Source organism: Streptomyces sp. NPDC005533 (assembly GCF_042871845.1).
In the GTDB taxonomy this organism is placed as follows: domain Bacteria; phylum Actinomycetota; class Actinomycetes; order Streptomycetales; family Streptomycetaceae; genus Streptomyces.
Window position 1 is genome coordinate 53,354 of record NZ_JBIAJH010000001.1, and the last position, 21,215, is coordinate 74,568.

Annotated in this window: 21 protein-coding genes; 10 read left to right on the top strand and 11 right to left on the bottom strand. The window is 71.0% G+C overall.

The window, feature by feature from the left end:
- Positions 1-18 precede the first annotated feature (18 nt).
- From ACFYP3_RS00285 to ACFYP3_RS00300, 4 genes are all read left to right on the top strand, one after another.
- A complete protein-coding gene (locus ACFYP3_RS00285) occupies positions 19-936 on the top strand; it encodes a F0F1 ATP synthase subunit gamma (RefSeq protein WP_030708150.1) in 918 nt (305 codons plus the stop codon).
- Positions 936-2,378 (top strand): F0F1 ATP synthase subunit beta, encoded by a 1,443-nt coding sequence (gene atpD / locus ACFYP3_RS00290; protein ID WP_388824395.1) that lies wholly within the window; start codon positions 936-938, stop codon positions 2,376-2,378. The genes ACFYP3_RS00285 and atpD overlap by 1 nt, the downstream gene beginning before the upstream one ends.
- Positions 2,379-2,517: 139 nt before the next feature.
- The gene (locus ACFYP3_RS00295; RefSeq protein ID WP_030708154.1) at positions 2,518-2,889 is read left to right on the top strand and encodes a F0F1 ATP synthase subunit epsilon; all 372 of its coding nucleotides are present in this window, start codon (positions 2,518-2,520) and stop codon (positions 2,887-2,889) included.
- Between the two features lie 162 nt (positions 2,890-3,051).
- Positions 3,052-3,498 carry a DUF2550 domain-containing protein gene (locus ACFYP3_RS00300; protein ID WP_388824398.1) on the top strand — a complete coding sequence of 149 codons (447 nt, stop codon included), beginning with the start codon at positions 3,052-3,054 and terminating at the stop codon, positions 3,496-3,498.
- Positions 3,499-3,643: 145 nt separating this feature from the next.
- Here the strand turns inward: ACFYP3_RS00300 and ACFYP3_RS00305 are convergent, their stop codons facing one another.
- From ACFYP3_RS00305 to ACFYP3_RS00315, 3 genes are all read right to left on the bottom strand, one after another.
- Positions 3,644-5,497: a glycosyl hydrolase family 18 protein gene (locus tag ACFYP3_RS00305; protein ID WP_388824401.1), complete on the bottom strand. Its 1,854-nt coding sequence runs from the start codon at positions 5,495-5,497 to the stop codon at positions 3,644-3,646.
- Between the two features lie 182 nt (positions 5,498-5,679).
- On the bottom strand, positions 5,680-6,333 hold the full coding sequence (locus ACFYP3_RS00310; RefSeq protein ID WP_388824404.1) for a response regulator: 654 nt from the start codon (positions 6,331-6,333) through the stop codon (positions 5,680-5,682).
- Positions 6,330-7,523 (bottom strand): sensor histidine kinase, encoded by a 1,194-nt coding sequence (locus tag ACFYP3_RS00315; protein ID WP_388824407.1) that lies wholly within the window; start codon positions 7,521-7,523, stop codon positions 6,330-6,332. Before ACFYP3_RS00315 ends, ACFYP3_RS00310 begins: the two co-directional genes overlap by 4 nt.
- 162 nt (positions 7,524-7,685) lie before the next feature.
- Between ACFYP3_RS00315 and ACFYP3_RS00320 the strand changes: the two genes are divergently transcribed.
- Entirely contained in the window at positions 7,686-8,258 is a 573-nt protein-coding gene (locus ACFYP3_RS00320; RefSeq protein WP_388824410.1) for a hypothetical protein, read from the top strand.
- A gap of 8 nt (positions 8,259-8,266) precedes the next feature.
- On the opposite strand, the gene ACFYP3_RS00325 is transcribed toward ACFYP3_RS00320, so the two are convergent.
- The gene (locus ACFYP3_RS00325; protein WP_388824412.1) at positions 8,267-8,839 is read right to left on the bottom strand and encodes a cob(I)yrinic acid a,c-diamide adenosyltransferase; all 573 of its coding nucleotides are present in this window, start codon (positions 8,837-8,839) and stop codon (positions 8,267-8,269) included.
- 227 nt (positions 8,840-9,066) lie between these two features.
- On the opposite strand from ACFYP3_RS00325, the gene ACFYP3_RS00330 reads away from it, so the two are divergent.
- The 3 genes from ACFYP3_RS00330 to ACFYP3_RS00340 all read left to right on the top strand — a co-directional run bounded on the left by ACFYP3_RS00330 (position 9,067) and on the right by ACFYP3_RS00340 (position 13,116).
- Entirely contained in the window at positions 9,067-9,915 is an 849-nt protein-coding gene (locus tag ACFYP3_RS00330) for a 3-hydroxyacyl-CoA dehydrogenase family protein (RefSeq protein ID WP_030708166.1), read from the top strand.
- Between the two features lie 177 nt (positions 9,916-10,092).
- On the top strand, positions 10,093-10,416 hold the full coding sequence (locus ACFYP3_RS00335) for an STAS domain-containing protein (RefSeq protein WP_030153791.1): 324 nt from the start codon (positions 10,093-10,095) through the stop codon (positions 10,414-10,416).
- A gap of 192 nt (positions 10,417-10,608) precedes the next feature.
- Positions 10,609-13,116: an ATP-binding protein gene (locus ACFYP3_RS00340; RefSeq protein ID WP_388824416.1), complete on the top strand. Its 2,508-nt coding sequence runs from the start codon at positions 10,609-10,611 to the stop codon at positions 13,114-13,116.
- Positions 13,117-13,203: 87 nt separating this feature from the next.
- Here ACFYP3_RS00340 and nucS read toward each other — a convergent pair whose 3' ends face one another.
- Positions 13,204-13,875 carry an endonuclease NucS gene (gene nucS, locus ACFYP3_RS00345; protein WP_388824419.1) on the bottom strand — a complete coding sequence of 224 codons (672 nt, stop codon included), beginning with the start codon at positions 13,873-13,875 and terminating at the stop codon, positions 13,204-13,206.
- 220 nt (positions 13,876-14,095) lie between these two features.
- On the opposite strand from nucS, the gene ACFYP3_RS00350 reads away from it, so the two are divergent.
- Entirely contained in the window at positions 14,096-14,488 is a 393-nt protein-coding gene (locus ACFYP3_RS00350; RefSeq protein WP_030660337.1) for an SCO5389 family protein, read from the top strand.
- Positions 14,489-14,504: 16 nt separating this feature from the next.
- Here the strand turns inward: ACFYP3_RS00350 and ACFYP3_RS00355 are convergent, their stop codons facing one another.
- The gene (locus ACFYP3_RS00355; RefSeq protein WP_388824422.1) at positions 14,505-15,536 is read right to left on the bottom strand and encodes an LLM class flavin-dependent oxidoreductase; all 1,032 of its coding nucleotides are present in this window, start codon (positions 15,534-15,536) and stop codon (positions 14,505-14,507) included.
- Between the two features lie 229 nt (positions 15,537-15,765).
- Between ACFYP3_RS00355 and ACFYP3_RS00360 the strand changes: the two genes are divergently transcribed.
- On the top strand, positions 15,766-16,092 hold the full coding sequence (locus ACFYP3_RS00360; RefSeq protein WP_388824425.1) for an ATP/GTP-binding protein: 327 nt from the start codon (positions 15,766-15,768) through the stop codon (positions 16,090-16,092).
- Between the two features lie 13 nt (positions 16,093-16,105).
- Here ACFYP3_RS00360 and ACFYP3_RS00365 read toward each other — a convergent pair whose 3' ends face one another.
- From ACFYP3_RS00365 to ACFYP3_RS00385, 5 genes are all read right to left on the bottom strand, one after another.
- Positions 16,106-16,942 (bottom strand): ABC transporter permease, encoded by an 837-nt coding sequence (locus tag ACFYP3_RS00365; RefSeq protein WP_388824428.1) that lies wholly within the window; start codon positions 16,940-16,942, stop codon positions 16,106-16,108.
- Complete coding sequence (locus tag ACFYP3_RS00370; RefSeq protein ID WP_388824431.1) at positions 16,939-18,054, bottom strand: ABC transporter ATP-binding protein; 1,116 nt, start codon at positions 18,052-18,054, stop codon at positions 16,939-16,941. Before ACFYP3_RS00370 ends, ACFYP3_RS00365 begins: the two co-directional genes overlap by 4 nt.
- 146 nt (positions 18,055-18,200) lie before the next feature.
- Complete coding sequence (locus tag ACFYP3_RS00375; RefSeq protein WP_388825198.1) at positions 18,201-18,971, bottom strand: ABC transporter permease; 771 nt, start codon at positions 18,969-18,971, stop codon at positions 18,201-18,203.
- Positions 18,972-18,973: 2 nt separating this feature from the next.
- A complete protein-coding gene (locus tag ACFYP3_RS00380; protein WP_388824434.1) occupies positions 18,974-19,996 on the bottom strand; it encodes an ABC transporter ATP-binding protein in 1,023 nt (340 codons plus the stop codon).
- 104 nt (positions 19,997-20,100) lie between these two features.
- The gene (locus ACFYP3_RS00385; protein WP_030708181.1) at positions 20,101-21,039 is read right to left on the bottom strand and encodes a cellulose-binding protein; all 939 of its coding nucleotides are present in this window, start codon (positions 21,037-21,039) and stop codon (positions 20,101-20,103) included.
- Positions 21,040-21,215: the final 176 nt, after the last annotated feature.

The following is a 21,215-nucleotide window of genomic DNA, read 5'->3' on the forward strand; positions in this document are numbered from 1 at the left end:
ACGGAAGGGACCTGACTCATGGGAGCGCAGCTCCGGGTCTACAAGCGTCGCATCCGTGCCATCACGGCGACCAAGAAGATCACCAAGGCGATGGAGATGATCGCCGCCTCGCGCATCGTCAAGGCGCAGCGCAAGGTGGCGGCATCGATGCCGTACGCGACCGAGCTCACCCGTGCGGTGACCGCGGTGGCCACCGGCTCGAACACCAAGCACGCCCTTACCACCGAGGTCGAGACGCCGACCCGGGCCGCGATCGTGCTCATCACGAGCGACCGCGGTCTGGCCGGCGGCTACTCCTCGAACGCCATCAAGCAGGCGGAGCGGCTCACCGAGCGGCTGCGCGCTGAGGGCAAGGACGTCGACACGTACATCGTCGGCCGCAAGGGTCTGGCCTACTACGGCTTCCGCGAGCGCAAGGTCGCGGATTCGTGGACCGGCTTCACCGACAGCCCGGCCTACGCCGACGCCAAGCGCGTCGCGGGGCCGCTGATCGAAGCCATCCAGACGGAGACGGCCGAGGGTGGCGTCGACGAGCTGCACATCGTCTACACGGAATTCGTGTCGATGATGACGCAGAACCCGGTCGACGGCCGGATGCTGCCGCTCAGCCTCGACCAGGCTGCGGAGGAGAGCGGTACGAAGGGCGAGATCCTTCCGCTGTTCGACTTCGAGCCGTCGGCGGAGGACGTCCTCGACGCCCTGCTGCCGCGCTACGTCGAGAGCCGTATCTACAACGCACTGCTGCAGTCGGCCGCTTCCGAGCACGCCGCCCGCCGCCGCGCGATGAAGGCGGCGACCGATAACGCCGGAGACCTCATCAAGAGCCTCTCCCGGCTTGCCAACGCGGCCCGCCAGGCCGAAATCACCCAGGAAATCAGCGAGATCGTCGGTGGCGCCAGCGCCATGGCCGACGCGACCGCGGGGAGTGACAAGTAATGACGACCTCTGTTGAGACGGCCGCCGCCACGGGCCGCGTCGCCCGGGTCATCGGCCCGGTCGTCGACGTGGAGTTCCCCGTCGACGCGATGCCCGACATCTACAACGCGCTGAAGGTCCAGGTCGCCGACCCGGCCGAGGACGGCGCGCTGAAGACCCTGACCCTCGAGGTCGCGCAGCACCTGGGTGACGGCATCGTCCGTACCATCTCGATGCAGCCGACCGACGGTCTGGTCCGCCAGGCCGCGGTGACCGACACGGGCGAGGGCATCACCGTCCCCGTCGGCGACTTCACCAAGGGCAAGGTGTTCAACACCCTCGGTGAGGTGCTGAACTACCCGGAGGAGAACGCCAACGTCACCGAGCGCTGGCCGATCCACCGCAAGGCGCCTCGCTTCGACGAGCTCGAGTCGAAGACCGAGATGTTCGAGACCGGCGTCAAGGTCATCGACCTTCTCACCCCGTACGTCAAGGGTGGAAAGATCGGTCTGTTCGGTGGTGCCGGTGTCGGCAAGACCGTTCTGATCCAGGAAATGATCTACCGCGTCGCCAACAACCACGACGGTGTGTCGGTCTTCGCGGGCGTCGGTGAGCGTACCCGTGAGGGCAACGACCTCATCGAGGAAATGGCCGACTCGGGCGTCATCGACAAGACGGCGCTTGTCTTCGGCCAGATGGACGAGCCCCCGGGCACCCGTCTTCGCGTCGCGCTCGCCGGTCTGACCATGGCGGAGTACTTCCGCGATGTGCAGAAGCAGGACGTGCTCTTCTTCATCGACAACATCTTCCGTTACACCCAGGCCGGTTCCGAGGTCTCCACGCTGCTCGGCCGCATGCCGTCCGCAGTGGGTTATCAGCCGAACCTGGCTGACGAGATGGGTCTGCTGCAGGAGCGCATCACCTCGACGCGTGGTCACTCGATCACCTCGATGCAGGCGATCTACGTCCCCGCGGACGACCTGACCGACCCGGCGCCGGCGACCACCTTCGCCCACCTCGACGCGACGACGGTTCTCTCCCGTCCGATCTCCGAGAAGGGCATCTACCCGGCCGTGGACCCGCTGGACTCGACGTCCCGCATCCTCGACCCGCGGTACATCGCGGCGGACCACTACGCCACGGCGATGCGCGTCAAGGGGATCCTGCAGAAGTACAAGGACCTCCAGGACATCATCGCGATCCTCGGTATCGACGAGCTGGGCGAGGAGGACAAGCTCGTTGTCCACCGTGCCCGTCGCGTCGAGCGCTTCCTGTCGCAGAACACCCACGTGGCGAAGCAGTTCACCGGTGTCGACGGTTCGGACGTTCCGCTCGACGAGTCGATCACCGCGTTCAACGCGATCTGCGACGGTGACTACGACCACTTCCCCGAGCAGGCGTTCTTCCTGTGCGGTGGTATCGAGGACCTGAAGGCCAACGCCAAGGAGCTGGGCGTCTCCTGATCCGGCGCGCTCCGCGAGGGGCGCATCCGGTTCGAGGTTCGACGGAGAGGGGCGGGTGTGTCCCGTCCCTCTCCCCACGCCCATTAGAATTTGACCCAACACCCGGCTGACCCGCCGGGTGGTGACCCGAGGAGCCACCTTGGCTGCTGAGCTGCACGTCGAGCTGGTCGCGGCGGACCGCAATGTCTGGTCCGGCGAGGCCACCCTTGTTGTCGCCCGCACCACGTCCGGCGACATCGGCGTCATGCCCGGTCACCAGCCGCTTCTCGGTGTGCTGGAATCGGGCCCTGTGACCATCCGCACCAGCGAGGGCGGCACTGTCGTCGCCGCGGTGCACGGCGGTTTCATCTCGTTCGCGGACAACAAGCTGTCCCTGCTGGCCGAGATCGCCGAGCTCGCGGACGAGATTGACGTCCAGCGTGCGGAGCGGGCACTGGAGCGCGCGAAGGCGGAGGCGGACGCCGCCGCCGAGCGTCGCGCTGATGTCCGGCTGCGCGCCGTAACGGGCTGAACGCCCGTCGGAGTTTGAACCGCTGAGTACCGGGGGGCGACCGCCGGTACCCGGCAGACCTCAGCCGCGGTCCGTTCTGGAATTTTCCAGACCGGGTCGCGGCTGAGGCGATGCAGGTCGTTTTTCTCATGCGGCATTCGATGAGCGAGGAGGTCGGTCAAGATGCTCCTCGCTCTGCTTGTGAGCGGCCTGGTGGTAGCCCTGGTGGTGATCGGGCTGTTTGTCTTCGGGTTGCGCCGCAGGCTCATCCAGCGGTCCGGCGGGACCTTCGACTGCAGCATGCGCTGGGGCGTGTCGGACAAGCCCGACGTCTCCGGCAAGGGCTGGGTGTACGGGGTCGCGCGCTACAGCGGTGACCGGATCGAATGGTTCCGGGTGTTCTCGTACTCCCACCGGCCGCGCCGGCTGCTGGAGCGGTCCTCCATCGAGGTCGTCGCCCGCCGTGCCCCGGAGGGCGAGGAGGAGCTGGCCCTGCTGTCCGACGCCGTCGTGCTCGGCTGTCTCCACCGGGGGACCCGCCTGGAGCTGGCGATGAGCGAGGACGCGCTGACCGGATTCCTGGCCTGGCTGGAGGCGGCGCCTCCCGGGCAACGGGTAAATGTTGCCTAAATTCCTTGCCCGTTGACTGGGGGTGCCCCCGGGACGAAGTCTGGGGGAGGGTGAACGTCGCCCAGACCGCGGTGGCCCGAGGCCTTCCAGACGTGAAGAAGCCGGGGAGACGGGGGCGGACCCGTCTCCCCGGCTTCCGTCTCTCCTACTGCAGCCCGGTGTGGATGGCGTTCGCGAGCTCACCGTTCGTGGTGTCCCCGCTGAACTCCCAGAAGAAGGCTCCCTTGAGGCCCTGCTGCTTGGCCCAGGTCATCTTCCCGGCGATGGTGGCGGGGGTGTCGTAGCTCCACCAGTTGCTGCCGCACTTCGCGTAGGCCGTGCCGGCGATGGTGCCGGTGGCCGGGCAGCTGGTCTTGAGCACCTTGTAGTCCTCGATGCCCTGCTCGTACGTGCCCGGGGCGGGGCCGGTGGCGGTGCCGCCGGGGGCCGCCTGGGTGACGCCGGTCCAGCCGCGCCCGTAGAAGCCGATGCCGAGGTTGAGCTTGGCGCCGGGCACGCCCTTGGCCTTGAGCTTGGCGATGGCGTCGGCCGAGTTGAAGCCGGCCTGCGGGATGCCCGCGTACGAGGTGAGCGGGGAGTGCGGGGCCGTCGGGCCCTGCGCCGCCCAGGCGCCGAAGAAGTCGTACGTCATCACGTTGTAGAAGTCGACGTACTGCGCGGCGCCGCCGTAGTCGGCCGCGTCGATCTTGCCGCCGCTGGAGGCGTCGGCGGTGATGGCGGCGGTGACCAGGTTGCTCGCGCCGAACTTCGCGCGCACCGCCTGCATCAGGTTCTTGAAGGCCGCCGCGCCGCTGGTGTCGCAGGACAGTCCGCAGGCGTTGGGGTACTCCCAGTCCAGGTCGATCCCGTCGAAGACGTCGGCCCAGCGCGGGTCCTCGACGAGGTTGTAGCAGGACTGGGCGAAGGCGGTCGGGTTGGCCGCGGCCTGCGGGAATCCGCCGGACCAGGTCCAGCCGCCGAAGGACCAGAGGATCTTGATGTTCGGGTAGGCCTTCTTCAGCTTGCGCAGCTGGTTGAAGTTGCCGCGCAGCGGCTGGTCCCAGGTGTCGGCGACGCCGTCGACGCTCTGGTCGGCGGTGTAGGCCTTGTCGTAGTCGGCGTAGGCGTCACCGATGGTGCACTGGCCGTTCTGGACGTTGCCGAAGGCGTAGTTGATGTGGGTGATCTTGCTCGCGGTGCCCGAGGTGACCAGGTTCTTCACGTGGTAGTTGCGCCCGTAGACGCCCCACTCGGTGAAGTAGCCGAGCTTGACCTTGCCGCCCGGGTCCGGGGGCTGGGTGCCGCCGGCCGTCGTGAAGGACGCGGTGGCGGACGCCGGGCCGGTCTGGTCGATCGTGTCGCGCGCGACCACGTGGTAGCCGTAGGTGGTGCCCTTGGTCAGGCCCGTCTGGGCGTAGGTGGTGCCGGTGACCGTGGCGATCTTGGCGCCGTCGCGGTAGACGTCGTAGTTCTTGACGCCCTTGTCGTCGGTGGCGGCGCCCCAGCTCAGGGTCAGCGAGGTCTCGGTGATGTTGGAGGCGGTCGGGGTGCCCGGGGACGAGGGGGGAGCGTCGCCGGGCTGGGTGGAGCCGTCACAGGAGGCGCCGTTGATCTTGCAGCCGCTGGGGGAGCCGCCGCCGGCGCCGTTGAAGCCGAAGCTGGCGCTCGCGCCGGGGGCGAGGGTGCCGTTCCAGCCGACGTTCTTGGCCGTCCAATGGGTGCCCGAGCCGGTGACGGTGGCGTCCCAGGCCGAGGTGACGGAGGTGCCGGCCGGGTAGTCCCACTCCACGGTCCAGCTGGTGAGGGTGGTGGTGCCGGTGTTCTTCACCACCCACTTGCCCTCGAAGCCGGTGCCCCAGTCGGAGACCTTGGTGTACGTCGCGGTCGCCGCGGCGGCCGCCTGGGCCGGGGCGGCGAGCACGACGAGCCCGGTGACGGGCAGGGCGAGCGCGGCCACGATCGCCGCGACGCGGGTGATGAGCCGGGTGCGCCTGGTGCGGGGTGGGGATGCTGTGCTCAAGGGTGATCCTCCGTAGGTCCGTCTCGGTCGTGGGGGACCTCGACATGGGGGTGGGACCTGCGCCGCCCGTGAGCACGCTTTGTCATGGCACGCTCACCACAGTGTTGCGGCGAGCGTAGAAAGGTCTGGACCAACCGTCAAGAGGTCCAGACCGGTACGCGCACGGCCGCCCGGAGCCCGACCTATATCCCCAACTCCTGCGCCAGGACCGCCGCTTGGAGTCGGCTGCGCAGCTCCAGCTTGCCGAGCAGGCGACTGACGTGCGTCTTCGCCGTCGCCTCTGCCATCTCCAGCCGCTGGGCGATCTCCGCGTTCGACAGGCCCTCGCCCAGCGCGCTCAGCACCTCCCGCTCCCGCGGCGTCAGCGAGGCCACCGCCGCGGCCGTCTCCGGCGCGGGGGTGGCCCGCGCCGGCCGGGGCGCCGCGAACTCGGCGATCAGCCGCCGGGTCACCGCCGGCGCGATCAGGCCCTCCCCGCGCGCGACCGTCCGGACCGCGGCGATCAGCTCCGCCGCGTCCGCGTTCTTCAGGAGGAAGCCCGCGGCACCCGCCCGCAGCGCCCCGAAGACGTACTCGTCGAGGTCGAAGGTGGTCAGTACCAGCACATCGGCCAGGCCCTCCGCCACCACCTGCCGCGTCGCGGACACTCCGTCCAGCCGGGGCATCTGCACGTCCATGAGGACGAGGTCCGGCCGCAGTTCCCGGGCCAGGCGCACCGCCTCCTCCCCGTCGCCGGCCTCGCCCACCACCTCGACGTCGCCCGCGCTGCGCAGGATGAGCACCAGCCCGGCCCGCACCGCGCTCTGGTCCTCCGCCACCACCACCCGGATGGTCATGCCTCCACCGCCTTCTCCTCCGCGGGCAGTGTCGCCCGCACCCGCCACACCGCGCCGGACCGGCCCGCCGTGAACCTGCCGCCCAGCAGCTCCGTCCGCTCCCGCATGCCGATCAGGCCCGCCCCGGAGCCGGGGGCGCGGGGGCCGGGCCCGTCGCCGTACGGGGAGTCCACCGCCACGCTCAGCAGTCCGTCGACGCGCCCCACACGGACCGTGACCGTGCCCGGGGCGGCGTGCTTGAGCGCGTTGGTGAGCGATTCCTGCACGATCCGGTACGCCGCCAGCTCCACGGGCGCCGCCGCCGGCTCACCGGACGGCCGCTGGTCGTGGAGCACGAACGTCAGCCCGCTCGCCGCCCCGTTGGTGCCGGCCTGCGCGATCAGGGCGTCCAGGCCGTCCAGCGAGGGCACGGCGACAGGCTGCTGGTCGCCGCCGGCATCCCTCAGCAGCCCGATCAGACGCCGCATTTCGGCCAGCCCCTGCACGCTGTTCTCGCGGATCACGCCGAGCGCGTCCCGGCTGGTCTCGGCCTTGTCGATGGAGAGCGCGGCGGTGGAGTGGATGGCGATGGCGGACAGGTGGTTGGCCACCATGTCGTGGAGCTCCCGGGCCATCCGGGCGCGTTCGGCGGCCACGGCCTGCGTACGGTCCATCTCGGCCAGCAGCGCGGTCTGCTCGGCGCGCAGCCGGGCGGCCACGGCGGCCTCGCGGTGGTTGCGCAGGGTGGCGCCGGTCAGCGCCGGGCCGAAGCTCACGATGCCGGTGATCACGCCGATCAGCAGGGCCTGCGGGGTGCGCAGCCAGGCCACCGAGGCGATGGTGACGACGATGGTGATCAGGCCGGTGCTCACCGGGAGCCGCCGGGCCATGGCCGGTTTCCCGTACACGACGGCGGCGTACATCAGGTCGGTGAAGATCACGACGGTGGCGAGGCTGCCGACCGTGAACTGGTCGGCGATCACCCCGGCGGTGCCGACGGCCAGCGTCAGGTGCGGCTTGGTGCGGCGCAGCAGCTCCATCGAACCGAGGGCCGCGAGGGGGACCAGGGCGGCCCAGTCGGGCAGCAGCTGCCGGCCGCCGTTGCTGTAGACCCCGAGCGACCAGAAGACCAGGCCCACGAGCACGCTGAGGACCGCCAGCAGGACGTCGTCGCGGTGGGGGCGCAGGCTCTTCGTGATCACGGGTCCCATCCAACAGGGTCTGCGGGCCGCGGGCGTCGGCGCGGGGGCCGAGGTCCGGATACATCGAACGATGCAGGCCCACATGGTCAATCGAGACGACGAAACGGCTCGCGCCGGACGGGAACCTGGAGGGGAGACGGAGACCGGAGAACCGAACGGACGGAGAGTCCCGTGATCGTCGCGCTGATCATCGCCTGTGAGGTCGGCTTCTGGGTGCTGCTGGCCGCCGGACTGGCCCTGCGCTACCTCGCGAAGACGCCCCGGCTCGGGGCGGCGGTCCTGCTGTGCGAGCCCCTGATGGAGCTGGTCCTGCTGGTGGTCACCACGATCGACCTCAAGAACGGGGCCGCACCGGACTGGAAGCACGGCCTGGCCGCCCTCTACATCGGCTACACCGTCGGCTACGGCCACTACACGATCAAGTGGCTCGACGGGCACGCCGCCCACCGGCTCGCCGGAGGGCCCAAGCCGGCCGGCGCCGGGTACGGGAAGGCGCGGGCCGCGCACGAGTGGAAGCTGTGGGTCCGTACCGTCGTCGCGGCCGCCGTCGCCCTCGGCCTGCTCCAGGTGGCCATCTGGTACGTCGGAGACGCGGGCGACGTCAGCTCGCTCGAGGCGTGGCAGTTCGGCGCCCTGCGTGTGGTCGGCATCCACGCCCTGGTCGCCGTCGCCTACACGATCTGGCCGAAAAAGGCCCCCGCGGGCGTCGAGGAGCCGCCCGCACTGGCGAGGACGGACCGATAGCGGCTGTCCTACCGCTCGCCGCCCGGGACCCAGAGCACGTCGCCGACCTCCTTGTTGGCCACCCGCGCCAGGATGAACAGGAGGTCGGAGAGGCGGTTCAGGTAGGTGGCGGTCAGCGGGTTCATCACCTCGCCGTGCGCCTCCAGCGCCGCCCACGTCGAGCGCTCGGCGCGCCGGACCACCGTGCAGGCCTGGTGCAGCAGGGCCGCGCCGGGCGTGCCGCCGGGCAGGATGAAGCTGCGCAGCTTCTCCACCTGCTCCAGGAAGAGGTCGCAGTCCGCCTCCAGCTTGTCGATGTAGAACTGCTCCACCCGCAGCGGCGGGTACTCCGGCTTCTCGACCACCGGCGTGCACAGGTCGGCGCCCACGTCGAACAGGTCGTTCTGCACGCGGACCAGGACCTTCACGACCTCCGCCGGCAGCGCGCCGAGCGCGATGGCCGTCCCGATGGCCGCGTTGGCCTCGTTGGCGTCGGCGTACGCGGAGATCCGCAGGTCGGTCTTGGCCGTGCGGCTCATGTCGCCGAGGGCGGTCGTGCCCGAGTCGCCGGTACGGGTGTAGATGCGCGTGAGGTTCACCATGCGGCCAGCGTAGACGGACCGCCCCCGGCCGCGGCGAGCCGGAGGACGGGTGAACTGGAGGGCTGGGCAGGGGTGCTGGGCCGTACCGGTGTGATGTCCGTCATCTGAGACGTGACGCGTGTTACTTCGCGGTCACACCGCACCGCCCGGACGCTAGTCTCCGCCGGAGTGGCTACGAGCCCGTGCCGTATTTCGAGACTGGTCATTTGAAGAACATGGGGTGTGCAGTGGCTGGGAAGCTCGCCGTCATCGGTGCCGGACTGATGGGTTCCGGGATCGCTCAGGTCTCCGCTCAGGCGGGTTGGGACGTCGTGCTGCGCGATGTCACCGACGCCGCGCTGACCCGTGGCACGGACGGCATCAAGGCCTCGTACGACAAGTTCGTCTCCAAGGGCAAGCTGACGGCCGAGGACGCCGAGGCGGCGCTCGCGCGCATCACGACGACCACCGACCTCGACGCGGTGGCCGACGTGGACATCGTCGTGGAGGCCGCCTTCGAGAAGATCGAGATCAAGCACGAGATCTTCCGGGCCCTCGACAAGATCGTCCGTGAGGACGCGATCCTCGCCTCCAACACCTCCGCCATCCCGATCACCAAGATCGCGGCCGTGACGGAGCGTCCGGAGCGGGTCGTCGGCGCCCACTTCTTCTCGCCCGTCCCGATGATGCAGCTGTGCGAGCTCGTGCGCGGCTACAAGACGAGCGACGAAACCCTCGCCACGACGCGGGCGTTCGCCGAGTCCGTCGGCAAGACCTGCATCGTCGTCAACCGCGACGTGGCCGGCTTCGTGACGACCCGTCTGATCTCCGCGCTGGTCGTCGAGGCCGCGAAGCTGTACGAATCGGGCGTGGCCTCCGCCGAGGACATCGACATCGCGTGCAAGCTGGGCTTCGGCCACGCGATGGGGCCGCTGGCCACCGCCGACCTCACGGGCGTCGACATCCTGCTGCACGCCACCAGCAACATCTACACCGAGTCGCAGGACGAGAAGTTCGCGCCGCCGGAGCTGATGCGCCGGATGGTGGACGCGGGCGACATCGGCCGCAAGAGCGGCCAGGGCTTCTACAAGCACTGAGGCCGGTCCAGCCACCGAGCACTACCGTTCGAATATGTCGTTCACCCCTCCGGGTGAATTAGGTATCGGTTCGCTCACGGTCGGCAACTTCCCTGCCCGTGGGGCAGTCAGTTGAAGTGAGAGTTGCCGACCACGGACCAGTCGGACCATACGTACGCAGTACTGCCGGGAGTACACATGCACATCAGGGGCGACCACGCCGAACTCGCTGTCGGGGGCCGCCTCGACGTGCGCAGCGCGGCGGACGCCCGTACCGCCCTCCACACCGCGCTCGACGACGGCCACGGCGACCTCGTGCTCGACCTCACCGGGCTCGACTCCTGGGACGCGACCGGCCTCGGCGTGATCATGGGCGCGCACCGGAGGGCCGGCCGGACCGGCCGGCGCCTCGTCCTGCGCGGGGTGCCGCCCCAGATGCAGCGGCTGCTCGTCGCGACCCGCCTGCACCGGATCCTCGCCATCGAGGGCGGCCTGGAAGCGGAGTCCCTGCCCCGCGTATGAACGGCAGGCCGCTGACCTTTGCATTTCCTGCGGAAACGTAACGGTCCGGTGGTGATCGCCCCCCTGCGGTTTCCCGCACCACCGGCCACGGTCTAGGGTTCGGGCGGAAACCGGACCAGGAGCGACCGCGGGTGCGCCGAGGCCGGGCGGTACGACGGCGAGGCGCTCGGCCCGCGATCGGGGGACTGGGTCATGGACCGTACACAGGGGCAGACCGAACAGGACGGGCAGTCCACAGGCGGCTCCGCGCCGCCCGTGCCCGGATCCGGGCAGGCTCCGGCCCCGTCCGCCGCGAGCGCCGCGCCCGCGCCGAACGGGCCCGCACGGGTCGTCACCCTGACAGCCGGCGACTTCACCCTCACCGTCAACCCGGTCGACGGCAGTGAGATCGAGCCGCTCCGCCCCGGCACCGAGCGGGGCCGCCCCGCCAAGCGCGACGCGGCCGCCCGTACGGCCCGGGAAGCCGCCGCACGCGTCCCCGCCCTGCCGGGCCCCGGCGGCCCCATACCCGTGCCCCGCGGCCGCGACGAGGAGCAGGAACGTCTCGTCAGGCTGCTGGCACGGGGCCGGTCCGTCCGGCTGACCGGGCCTTCCGGATCCGGCCGCAGCGTGCTGCTCGACGCCGTCGCCGCCCGGTGCGCGGGCCTCGCGCCCGACGGCGTCGTACGGCTCTCCGGATACGGGCACCAGCAGCCCTCCGAACTCCTCCAGACGCTCTACACGACCGTGTACGACGCCCAGGGCGAGCGGCCCGAGCGGGACGAGCTCCTCGCCCGCGTACGGGACATCGGCGCCATCGTCCTCCTCGACGACCTGGAGATGGGCGGATCCGCCCTCGACGAACTGCTGCGCGCCACCCCCGAATGCGCCTACCTGCTCGCCACGACCCCCGACACCCGCTCCCCCTCCGACGACTCGCACATCGAGGAGGTCTTCCTCACCGGACTCGGCAAGGCCGACTGCGTGGCCCTGCTCGAAGCGGGCGTCGGACGGCCCCTGACGGACGAGGAGAGCGCCTGGGCGGAAGACCTGCGGTTCGCCTCCGAGGGGCTGCCGCTGCGCTTCGTACAGGCCGCCGCGCTGCTGAGGCAGCGGGACGAGCTCAACCACACCGCCGAGGACGACGACGAGGAGGAGCCCGGCGTCTTCGACGAGCGCCCCCGCGACCGGGCGCAGGTTCCGCTGCCGACGCTGGCCGAGGCCGCGGCCCCGGCCGAGCTGCTGGCCTCGCGGGTCAGCGAGTCGGCGCGGGCGGCCCTGCGGATCGCCTGCGCGCTCGGCGGGGAGCTGCCGCACCACGCGCACCTGCCGGCCCTGGTGGGGGACACCCACGCCGACACGGCGGTGGCGGAGCTGCTGGCCTGCGGGCTTCTGACGCCCGTCGGAACGCGCTACCGGCTGGCCGCGGGAGTCGCACGGCAGCTGGAGGAGGTCGGGTACGGGGACACGGCCTCGGAGGAGGCCCGTACGGCCGCCCGGCACTACGCCTGGTGGACCGGGCACGCCTCGGTGACCCCGGAGCGGGTCGCGGCCGAGGCGGACGCGGTGCTTGCGGCGCTGGCGGGAGCCGACGTGGTGGCGGCGGTGCTGCTGGCGCGGACGGCGGCTCCGGCCTTCGCGGGCTCGCTGCACTGGGAGGCGTGGGAGCGGGTGCTGCGCTCCGGAGCAGAGGCCGCGCGCAAGGCGGGAGAAGTCGCCGAGCAGGCGTACTTCCACCACGAGCTCGGCGTGCTGGCCCTGTGCGAGGGGCGCCTGGACCGGGCCCGCGCCGAACTGGAGACCTCGATCGGGCTGCGCGGCGCGCTGGCCGACAAGCGGGGCACGGTGGCCGGGCGGCGCGCGCTGGCGCTCGTCGTGGACCGGGAGACGCAGGTGGCGGCGTCGCCGCCGCTGCGCCTGGAGGCACCGGCCGCCCTCGCGGCGGCTTCGGAGGCGCTGACGGTGCCGACTCCCGCCACTCCCGCCACCCCGGCCACCCCGGCCACACCGGCGGCCCCGACCGCCCCGACCGCCCCGCTCGCCAAGGCCGGCCCGGCCGCGAACCGGCCGGCCCTCGCGGCCCGTGTCGCCCCCGTGGTCCCCGTCTCCGCCGAGGCGGTGACGCGGATGACCCCGGTCGTGCCGGTGAACCGGAGCACGGAGCCCCCGACGACGCTGTCGGAGGTGTTCGAGGACGCCTTCCCGCCGGCGCCCAAGCCGGCCGCCCCCGCCGCCCCGCTCCCCGCGCCCGCGCCGGACCGGCGCCCGGACCGGCGCCGGCTGGTGCTGATGGCCGGGGCGGGCGCCCTGACGGTGGTGGCACTGGGCACGGTCGTCGCCCTGGCGCTGGGCTCCTCGGACGACACGCCGCCCGCGCAGGGCCCGGCGGTCTCCTCGACCCCGTCGGCCGTGGTCCCGCCGACCGTGCCGAGCGCTGGCGGGAACGATCCTGCACCCGAGCCGCCGGCCGCCTCGGCCCCCGCGTCGGAGGCCGCGCAGCCGGGGCAGAGCGCCGCCGCCCCGACCCCGGGCCGCACACCGGGCCGGACCCCGTCCCGCCGCCCGTCCGCGACGCCGCCGAACTCCCCGCCGCCGTCGTCCGTTTCGCCCCCGCCGACCACCGCGGGACCGTCCCCGGCGCCGACCGAGACCGCCGACCCGACGCCGACCGCCACCCAGGCGGTCACGGCCACCGCCGCGTCGCCCACCGCGGGCCCGTGAACGCCGACGGCTCCGTCCCCTTCGGGACGGAGCCGTTGCGTCAGTGGCGGGCGGCCGGGCGGCCGATCGGCCGGGTGGGGCCGGGGATCAGAACAGGCGGAGCTTGTCGTCCTCGATGCCGCGCAGCGCGTTGTAGTCCAGGACCACGCAGTCCATTCCGCGGTCCGTCGCCAGCACCTTGGCCTGTGGCTTGATCTCCTGGGCGGCGAAGACGCCCCGGACCGGCGCCAGGTGCGGGTCGCGGTTGAGGAGCTCCAGGTAGCGGGTCAGCTGCTCGACGCCGTCGATCTCGCCGCGCCGCTTGATCTCCACGGCCACCGTCGCGCCGGAGGCGTCCCGGCACAGGATGTCCACCGGGCCGATCGCCGTCATGTACTCGCGCCGGATCAGGGTGTAACCCTCGCCCAGCGTTTCGATGCGGTCCGCCAGGAGTTCCTGGAGGTGTGCCTCGACGCCGTCCTTGATGAGTCCCGGGTCGGTGCCGAGCTCGTGGGAGGAGTCGTGCAGGACTTCCTCCATGGTGATGATGAGCTTCTCGCCCGCCTTGTTGATGACCGTCCACACTCCGGCGTCATCGCCGCTCCCCTCCTTGAGGGTGCACGGGGGCGACATCCAGTTGAGCGGTTTGTACGCCCTGTCGTCCGCGTGGATCGAGACACTGCCGTCGGCCTTCACGAGGATCAGACGGGGTGCCGAGGGCAGATGGGCGGTGAGCCGGCCCGCGTAGTCGACGGAGCAGCGGGCAATGACGAGACGCATGGTCGGCAACGCTACTCGACGAGAAGGCCTCCACGCGATTCGCCCCTGAAAGCCCCCTTCGCGGATGGCGCGTTGTATGCGCATTCTCCTGGTGCGCCACCCATGGGGCGCCTACCGTGGTGAGCGGGAGGTGGCGGAGCGTGCACTCTGCGTCGCGGCCTCCTTCCCTGCCCGTAAGACTCCGGCAACCCAATCAGCCGGGGTCGCGAGAGGAGAACCCATGTCGCTCGACGTCTCACCGGCCCTACTCGAACAGGCCGAGCGAGGCGAGGTCGACGAAGCCGCTTTCGTCGACTGCGTCCGGACCTCCCTGCCCTACGCATGGGAGATGATCAGCTCGCTGGTGGCCCAGCTGAAGGTGGACGGCGGACAGTTCGCCGACAACCAGACGCCGCCGCCCGACGAGCAGGCGCGGGGGCAGCTGCTGCGTGCCCTCGCGAGTGACGCGATACGGGGTGCCCTGCAGCGGCACTTCGGAGTGCGCCTGGCATTCCAGAACTGTCACCGGGTTGCGGTGTTCCCGCTGGACCCCTCGGTGGACGACAGGCTGGCCAAGTTCACTTCGATCCGCGGTCAGCTGCTCAACCAGTCCCCGGAACTGCGGGACTGCTGAGCAGGTCCGGTAGGTCTCAGCCGAGGCGGGGCAGGACCTCGACGCCGAGTCGTCGTACGTTCTCCTCCGTCGCGGCGAGATCGCCGGAGCCCTCCGTCAGCAGGGCGAAGCGCGTGATCCCCGTCCGTGCGGACGTGGCCGCCAGCCGGTCGATCGCCACCTCCGGGGTGCCCACCGGGTGCAGGTCGCACAGCAGTTCCGTGTACGCGATCGGATCCCGCATCGCGCGCACGCGCCCGTCCACGGTCACGTGCGCGTCCAGGCCCTGCTTGAGCCAGCCCGGCATCGCCTTGAGCAGGGTCTCGCGGGCGTCCGCCGTGCGGTCCGCGAGCTGGCACACCCCGGCGGAGACGTGTCCCGCGCCGGCCACGTACTCCCGCGAGTGGCCCGCCGCCAACGCCGCGCCGCGCCACAGCGCGACCATCTCCGCCTTGGTCTCGTCCCCGCAGTGCATGCCGAGGAGCATCGGCAGCCCCCGCTGCGCGGCCAGCCGTACGGAAGCGGGAGAGGTGCACGCCACGATGACCTCCGGCCCCGAGCCGTCCCCGTCCAGGGCCTCCGACGGCCGCGGTACGACGGCCACCTCGCGGAAGCCGTACCGCTCGCCGGCGGCTCCCACCCGCGCCTCCGTCAGCCAGCGCCGCAGCAGGTCCAGGGCCTCCGGGAAACCGTTCTCGTACGAGTCCAGACCGCCCCCGAACACCTCCAGGTCGACCCACGGCCCGCCGCGGCCCACGCCCAGGGTGAACCGGCCGCCCGAGGTCACGTGGAGCAGCGCCGCCTGCTCGCCGAGGGCCACCGGGTGCGTGCTCGGCAGCACGCTCACGGCCGTGCCCACCCGCAGCCGCCGGGTCCGGCCCAGCAGCAGGGCCGCCAGGGTCACCGCCGAGGGGCAGACCCCGTACGGGACGAAGTGGTGCTCGGCGAGCCAGACGGAGTCGAGCCCGGCCTCCTCGGCCACCTCGGCGGTCCGCACCGCCCGGTGCAGTGCCTCTCCCTGTCCCTGGCCCGGGAACTGGGCCGCCAGTACAAACGCTCCTACGCGCATCGCCTTTAGCCTCCTCGCGGCTGACGCGGCCTCCCCCAGGTGGACCGGTTCTTCCTATGGCAACAACGTCTGACACGTGCCAAAGGCACGGGCTGACAGGAAAGTTATTGGGATTGTCGGGCCATTCCTCTGCGCGCCGACGCCGCCCTCAGCCACCCTGCGGGTACCCGGCCCCGCTGCGCGTAGTCTGGGAGAAAGTCACTGCCGTCCGCCCTTCCGTGAGGTATACGTGTCACCGCGCAACAACCGCCCCAGGGGCGGCGAGACCCCGGACGAACGCCCCGGCACCGGCCTCGACCGCTACGGGCTGGAGCGCACCGAGGAGTACCAGGGCGAGGACTGGAAGGTCCGGCACGTCGCCGGCGCCAGCGCGGCCGGCAAGCGCTACCGCTGCCCCGGCTGCGACCAGGAGATCCCCTCCGGCACCCCGCACCTGGTGGCCTGGCCGGAGTACGGCGGCGTGGACGACCGGCGGCACTGGCACAAGGCGTGCTGGAACGCGAAGGACCGCCGCACCTCGAAGGTGCAGCGGTCCCGTAACGCGCCGAAGTACTAGCCGGGACGCCGGCCTAGACGTCCCGGCGGCCGACCGACAGGTACGAGGCGGTCACGGCCGCGCCCGTCACCAGCACGATGAGCAGCACGTGCGAGAGGGTGCTGGGCGCCGCGCCCAGGTCGCCGCCCTCCTTCATGCCGAAGAGCTGGCTCAGCGCCACCGGCACGTTGCGCTGGAGGACCGCCCGCCCGACCGGCGCCACCGCCTCCCAGCTGCTGAGCATCGCCCCTATCACCGGCGGCAGGGTGACGAGGCCGAGCATGACGGCGATCGCCCCGGCGGAGTGCCGCACCAGCGCGCCGATCGCGAGCGCGAGCACGCCGAGCAGGGTCACGTAGAGGCAGCCGAGCAGCGCGCCGAGCCACTCGACGTAGGCGTGCGAGCCCGCCGCGGCGCCGTCGTGGACGAGGGACGCGGCGATCCCGACCACGAAGACGGACAGCGCGGTGGTGACCAGGGCCGTGGCGCTGAAGACGAGGTACTTCGCGGTGAGCACCCGGTACCGGTCCGGGGCGGCGGTGAAGGTGGTCCGCGCCAGCCCGGTGCCGTGCTCCGAGGTGATGGTCAGCACGCCGAGGACCATCACCGCGATCTCCCCGACCAGCAGGCCGAAGAGGGCGGGTGTGGTGAAGGTGATCCCGGCGTAGTCCTCGTCCGAGGTCTGCAGGACGAAGAGCAGCCCGACACCCACGACGATGAGCACGAGCGAGCCCAGCGTCCACAGGGTGGAGCGGATGGAGACCAGCTTGGTCCACTCCGAGGCCACGGCGTGCCCCAGGTGCGGCCGCGGCGTGGGCAGGGAGGAGCTGTAGCTCCGGGGCCGCTCCGGCGTCGTGGTCGTCGGGGTCATCGTGTGTCCTCGGGGGAATTCTTGGCGGTGCTCGTGAGCTCGCCGGGATGGCCGGGCATGAGGAAGGGCTGCCCGCCCGCCGCGGGCGGCGGCGGTGCGAAGAAGCCCGTCTGCGGGACCTCCGGGGGTGCCGGTTCCTCCTCCCACGCCGGGAGGGTCAGCGGTTCGGGCTCCCAGAGCTCGGCCCGCGGGTCCTCGGTGGAGGTGTACTCGACGGCGGACTGGGTCATCCGCATGTACGCCTCCTCCAGCGAGGCGTGGTGCGGTGACAGCTCCCACAGCCGTACGCCCGCCCCGTGCGCGAGGTCCGCGATGCGGGGCAGCTCCAGGCCGGTCACGCGCAGTGCTCCGTCGGGCTCCTGGAGCACCCGGCCGCCCGCCTTGGTGAGGGCCCTACCCAGCGCGTCCCGGCCATCCGGATCAGTGTCGGCCGCGCGCACCCGAGCGAATCCGGCCGAGTTGTGCGCGATGAACTCCCGGGTGCCCATGTCGGCCAGCAGCCGGCCCCGCCCGATCACGATCAGGTGGTCGGCGGTCAGCGCCATCTCGCTCATCAGGTGCGAGGAGACGAAGACGGTGCGGCCCTCGGAGGCCAGCCGGCGCATGAGGTTGCGGACCCAGAGGATGCCCTCCGGGTCGAGCCCGTTGACCGGCTCGTCGAACAGCAGCACCTGCGGGTCGCCGAGCAGGGCGGTGGCGATGCCGAGCCGCTGGCCCATGCCGAGCGAGAAGCCCTTCGTGCGCTGCCGGGCGGCGTCCTGGAGCCCGACCACGGCCAGCACCTCGTCCACCCGCTTCTCCGGGATCCCGGAGAGCTGGGCGATGGACAGCAGGTGCGTACGGGCCCTGCGGCCGCCGTGCACGGCCTTGGCGTCGAGCAGGGCCCCGACGTGCCGCTGGGCGTTCGGGAGGTCCCGGAAGGGCCGCCCGTTGATCGTGACATGACCCGAGGTGGGCCGGTCCAGGCCCACGATCATGCGCATGGTGGTGGACTTCCCGGAGCCGTTGGGTCCCAGGAATCCCGTGACGTGACCCGGCTTGACCTGGAAGGACAACTGGTCGACGGCGGTCTTGGCGCCGTAGCGCTTGGTCAGGCCGACTGCCTCGATCATCTTGCTGCCCCTTACCAGGCCGGGACGACTTTCGCCCGCGTAAGGGTTAAGAGGATAACGAGCTTCCTCTGGTTCCGTCCCGGGCCGGATCCCTGAGCTGCCCCTGAGAGCGACCCGGGGATCCCCCGTAGTACGTGGGCAGGAGGTCAGGCGTCCCTCTTGCGGAGGACGGCGTAGCCCCCGAGTACCGCGGCCAGCGTCCAGAGGACCATGATCCCGAAGCCGCCCCACGGGCCGTACGGGGTCTCCGGGGACCCGAACGCGTTGGGTACGACCTGCATGATCCGCGCCCCGGCGTTGCTCGGCAGGTACTGGCCGATCGGCCGGGTCGCCTCGAAACCGTTGAGGAGGTTCGAGACGATCAGGAAGAACGGGATCAGGACGCTGATGGCGGCGACCGAGCTGCGCAGCATGGCCGCCACGCCCATGCAGAACAGGGCGAGCAGCGCCAGGTAGAGTCCGGCGCCGATCAGGGCGCGCAGCACGTTCTCCTCGCCCACGCCGATGCCGAGGTCACCGAGCAGGGCCTGGGTGAGGAAGAAGGACACGAAGCTGGTCAGCAGCCCCACGGCCAGGGCCAGCGCCGTCGCCACCGCCATCTTGCCGAGCAGGAACTGCCCGCGGCGGGGTACGGCGGCGAGGGAGGTGCGGATCATGCCCGTGCTGTACTCGGTGCTCACGACCATCACACCGAACACGATCATCGCCAGCTGACCGAACTGCAGCGAGGCGAAGCTCATCGCCGTGGGGTCGAAGGTGGCCTGCTGGGCCGCGTCCAGGTTGTCCTTGTCGAACGTGGAGCTGAACAGCGCGGCGAACCCGACGGTGACGAGGAAGACGAGGGCGAGGGTCCAGCTGGTGGAGGCGACCGTACGGATCTTGGTCCACTCGGACTTGAGGACGGCGTTGAAGGCCATGGTCACTCGCCGCCCTTGCGCGTCGCCTCGTAGCCGGCGCCCCAGGCGGGGACGTCGGCCGGCCGGCCGGGGTTGTCCGCGGCCATGCCCGGCACGACGGGGGCGCCGGGTGCGCCCGGCGCGTGGGCGTGGTATTCGACGGAGTCGGCCGTCATGCGCATGAACGCTTCTTCCAGTGAGGCCCGTTGCGGGCTGAGCTCGTGCAGCACGATCTGGTGCTGGGCGGCGAGCTCGCCGAGCTGTTCCGCGCTCGCTCCGTCGATCTCCAGCGTGCCGGTGGCCGGGACGCTGATCGCGTTGATCCCGGCGTCGTGCAGGACGTCCTTGAGCCGTTCCTGCTGCGGGGAGCGCAGCCGGACGTAACTGCGGGAGTTCTGCTGAATGAAATCGGCCATCGACAGATCGGCCAGAAGCCTCCCTTGACCGATGACGACCAAATGGTCTGCGGTCAGCGCCATTTCACTCATCAGATGGGAGGACACGAAGATCGTCCGTCCCTCCGCCGCCAGGCCCTTCATCAGATTGCGGATCCAGAGAATTCCCTCCGGGTCCAGACCATTGACGGGTTCGTCGAACATCAGGATTTCCGGATCGCCCAGCAGGGCGGAGGCGATTCCCAGCCGTTGACCCATGCCCAGCGAAAATCCTTTGGACTTCTTCTTCGCCACGGCCGTCAGTCCGACCAGGTCCAGCACCTCGTCGACCCGCTTCTGCGGGATCTCGTTCGACTGGGCCAGACAGAGAAGGTTGTTGTACGCGCTGCGGCCGCCGTGCATGGCCTTCGCGTCCAGCAGCGCCCCGATGTGCTTCAGCGGCTCCGGCAGCTCGCGGTAGTGCTTCCCGTCGATCCGGACCGTCCCGCTGGTCGGATTGTCGAGGTCGAGCATCATGCGCATGGTCGTGGACTTCCCTGCCCCGTTGGGGCCGAGGAAGCCGGTCACCACCCCCGGTCGGACCTGGAAGCTGAGGTTGTCCACGGCGGTCTTCGCGCCGAATCGTTTGGTGAGTCCCTCTAGCTCGATCATGCGGCCACGCTAGAACGCCCGAGGGCCCTACGCCACCTCGAAAAGGTGACACAGGGCCCTCGGTCGGGCCAAGCACGTGCGACGGGTTTCGACCCGTCGGTCGATCAGCGGCTCTGCTGCGCCGGGACGCCGCGGCTGACCGGCTCGTCGTCCACGATCGGGTTGGCCGCCGCGACGGCCGCGCCGGTGAGCGTCGCCAGCATCTCGCGGACGTTCGTCAGCTGCGCGTTGATCGAGTCGCGGCGGTTGGTGAGCGCCGCCAGCTCGCGCTCGGACTCGCTGCGGATACGGTCCGCCTTGGCGTTGGCGTCGGCCACGATGTCCTCGGCCTGGCGCTGCGCGGTCTCCACCGTCTGCCGGGCGCGGCGCTCCGCGTCGGTGCGCAGCTTCTCGGCCTCCAGGCGCAGCTGCTCCGCGCGGTGCTCGATCTCGGCGAGGCGCTTCTCGGCCTTGGCCTGACGCGAGGCCAGGTCGCGCTCGGACTGCTCGCGGCGCTTGGCCAGGTTGGTCTCGAAGTCCGCGGCGGCCTGGGCGGCCTTGGCGCGGGTCTCCTCGAACAGCGCGTCGGCCTCCTCGCGCTTGGAGGCCGCGTCCTTCTGGGCCTCCGCGCGCAGGGTCGACGCGTCGCCCTTCGCCTTCTCGACGATGCGGACGCCCTCGTCCTCCGCCTTCGACTTGCGGTCGGCGGCGAACGACTCGGCGTCGTTGCGCACCTGCTGCGCGGCCGACTCGGCGAGCTCGCGGTGCTGCTCGGCCGCGCGACGGGCCTCCTCGCGCAGGTCCTTCGCCTCCTCCTCGGCCAGCCGGAGGATCTTCTCGACCCGGGCACCGAGACCGGCGTACGACGGCTCGGCGTCGTTCACCTGGGCCTGGGCGTTCTGCGTCTCGAGGTGCAACTCCTCGATCCGCTTTTCCAGAGAGTTGATACGTCCAAGGGCGCTGTCGCGGTCGGAGACCAGCTTGGTAATGCGGTCGTCCACCTGACCACGGTCGTAACCACGCCGCACGAGCTCGAAGCCGAAGGGGGAGGAAGTGTCGCTCATGGGGTTCCTGTCGAATGAGACCGATGAGGTGCTACGTGAGGTGTTAAGGGGAATCCTAGGCGCCCGAGCGGCGTGTCATCGAGTCAATCCGCGTTTGATCTGGACAATGACACCCCTTTTGAGTGGCAAGGCGACAGAATGCTTGTCACTCGTTCGCCTGAACCTCCCTCAGGTGG

Bases quoted from the DNA above. Each gene is read 5' to 3' on its own strand.
- ACFYP3_RS00355 (WP_388824422.1), bottom strand. From the start codon at position 15,536: ATGCGCGTAGGAGCGTTTGTACTGGCGGCCCAGTTCCCGGGCCAGGGA.
- ACFYP3_RS00375 (WP_388825198.1), bottom strand. From the start codon at position 18,971: ATGGCCTTCAACGCCGTCCTCAAGTCCGAGTGGACCAAGATCCGTACG.
- ACFYP3_RS00300 (WP_388824398.1), top strand. From the start codon at position 3,052: ATGCTCCTCGCTCTGCTTGTGAGCGGCCTGGTGGTAGCCCTGGTGGTG.
- ACFYP3_RS00335 (WP_030153791.1), top strand. From the start codon at position 10,093: ATGCACATCAGGGGCGACCACGCCGAACTCGCTGTCGGGGGCCGCCTC.
- ACFYP3_RS00340 (WP_388824416.1), top strand. From the start codon at position 10,609: ATGGACCGTACACAGGGGCAGACCGAACAGGACGGGCAGTCCACAGGC.
- ACFYP3_RS00315 (WP_388824407.1), bottom strand. From the start codon at position 7,523: ATGGGACCCGTGATCACGAAGAGCCTGCGCCCCCACCGCGACGACGTC.
- ACFYP3_RS00325 (WP_388824412.1), bottom strand. From the start codon at position 8,839: ATGGTGAACCTCACGCGCATCTACACCCGTACCGGCGACTCGGGCACG.
- ACFYP3_RS00350 (WP_030660337.1), top strand. From the start codon at position 14,096: ATGTCGCTCGACGTCTCACCGGCCCTACTCGAACAGGCCGAGCGAGGC.
- atpD (WP_388824395.1), top strand. From the start codon at position 936: ATGACGACCTCTGTTGAGACGGCCGCCGCCACGGGCCGCGTCGCCCGG.
- ACFYP3_RS00380 (WP_388824434.1), bottom strand. From the start codon at position 19,996: ATGATCGAGCTAGAGGGACTCACCAAACGATTCGGCGCGAAGACCGCC.
- nucS (WP_388824419.1), bottom strand. From the start codon at position 13,875: ATGCGTCTCGTCATTGCCCGCTGCTCCGTCGACTACGCGGGCCGGCTC.
- ACFYP3_RS00285 (WP_030708150.1), top strand. From the start codon at position 19: ATGGGAGCGCAGCTCCGGGTCTACAAGCGTCGCATCCGTGCCATCACG.
- ACFYP3_RS00365 (WP_388824428.1), bottom strand. From the start codon at position 16,942: ATGACCCCGACGACCACGACGCCGGAGCGGCCCCGGAGCTACAGCTCC.
- ACFYP3_RS00310 (WP_388824404.1), bottom strand. From the start codon at position 6,333: ATGACCATCCGGGTGGTGGTGGCGGAGGACCAGAGCGCGGTGCGGGCC.
- ACFYP3_RS00385 (WP_030708181.1), bottom strand. From the start codon at position 21,039: ATGAGCGACACTTCCTCCCCCTTCGGCTTCGAGCTCGTGCGGCGTGGT.
- ACFYP3_RS00370 (WP_388824431.1), bottom strand. From the start codon at position 18,054: ATGATCGAGGCAGTCGGCCTGACCAAGCGCTACGGCGCCAAGACCGCC.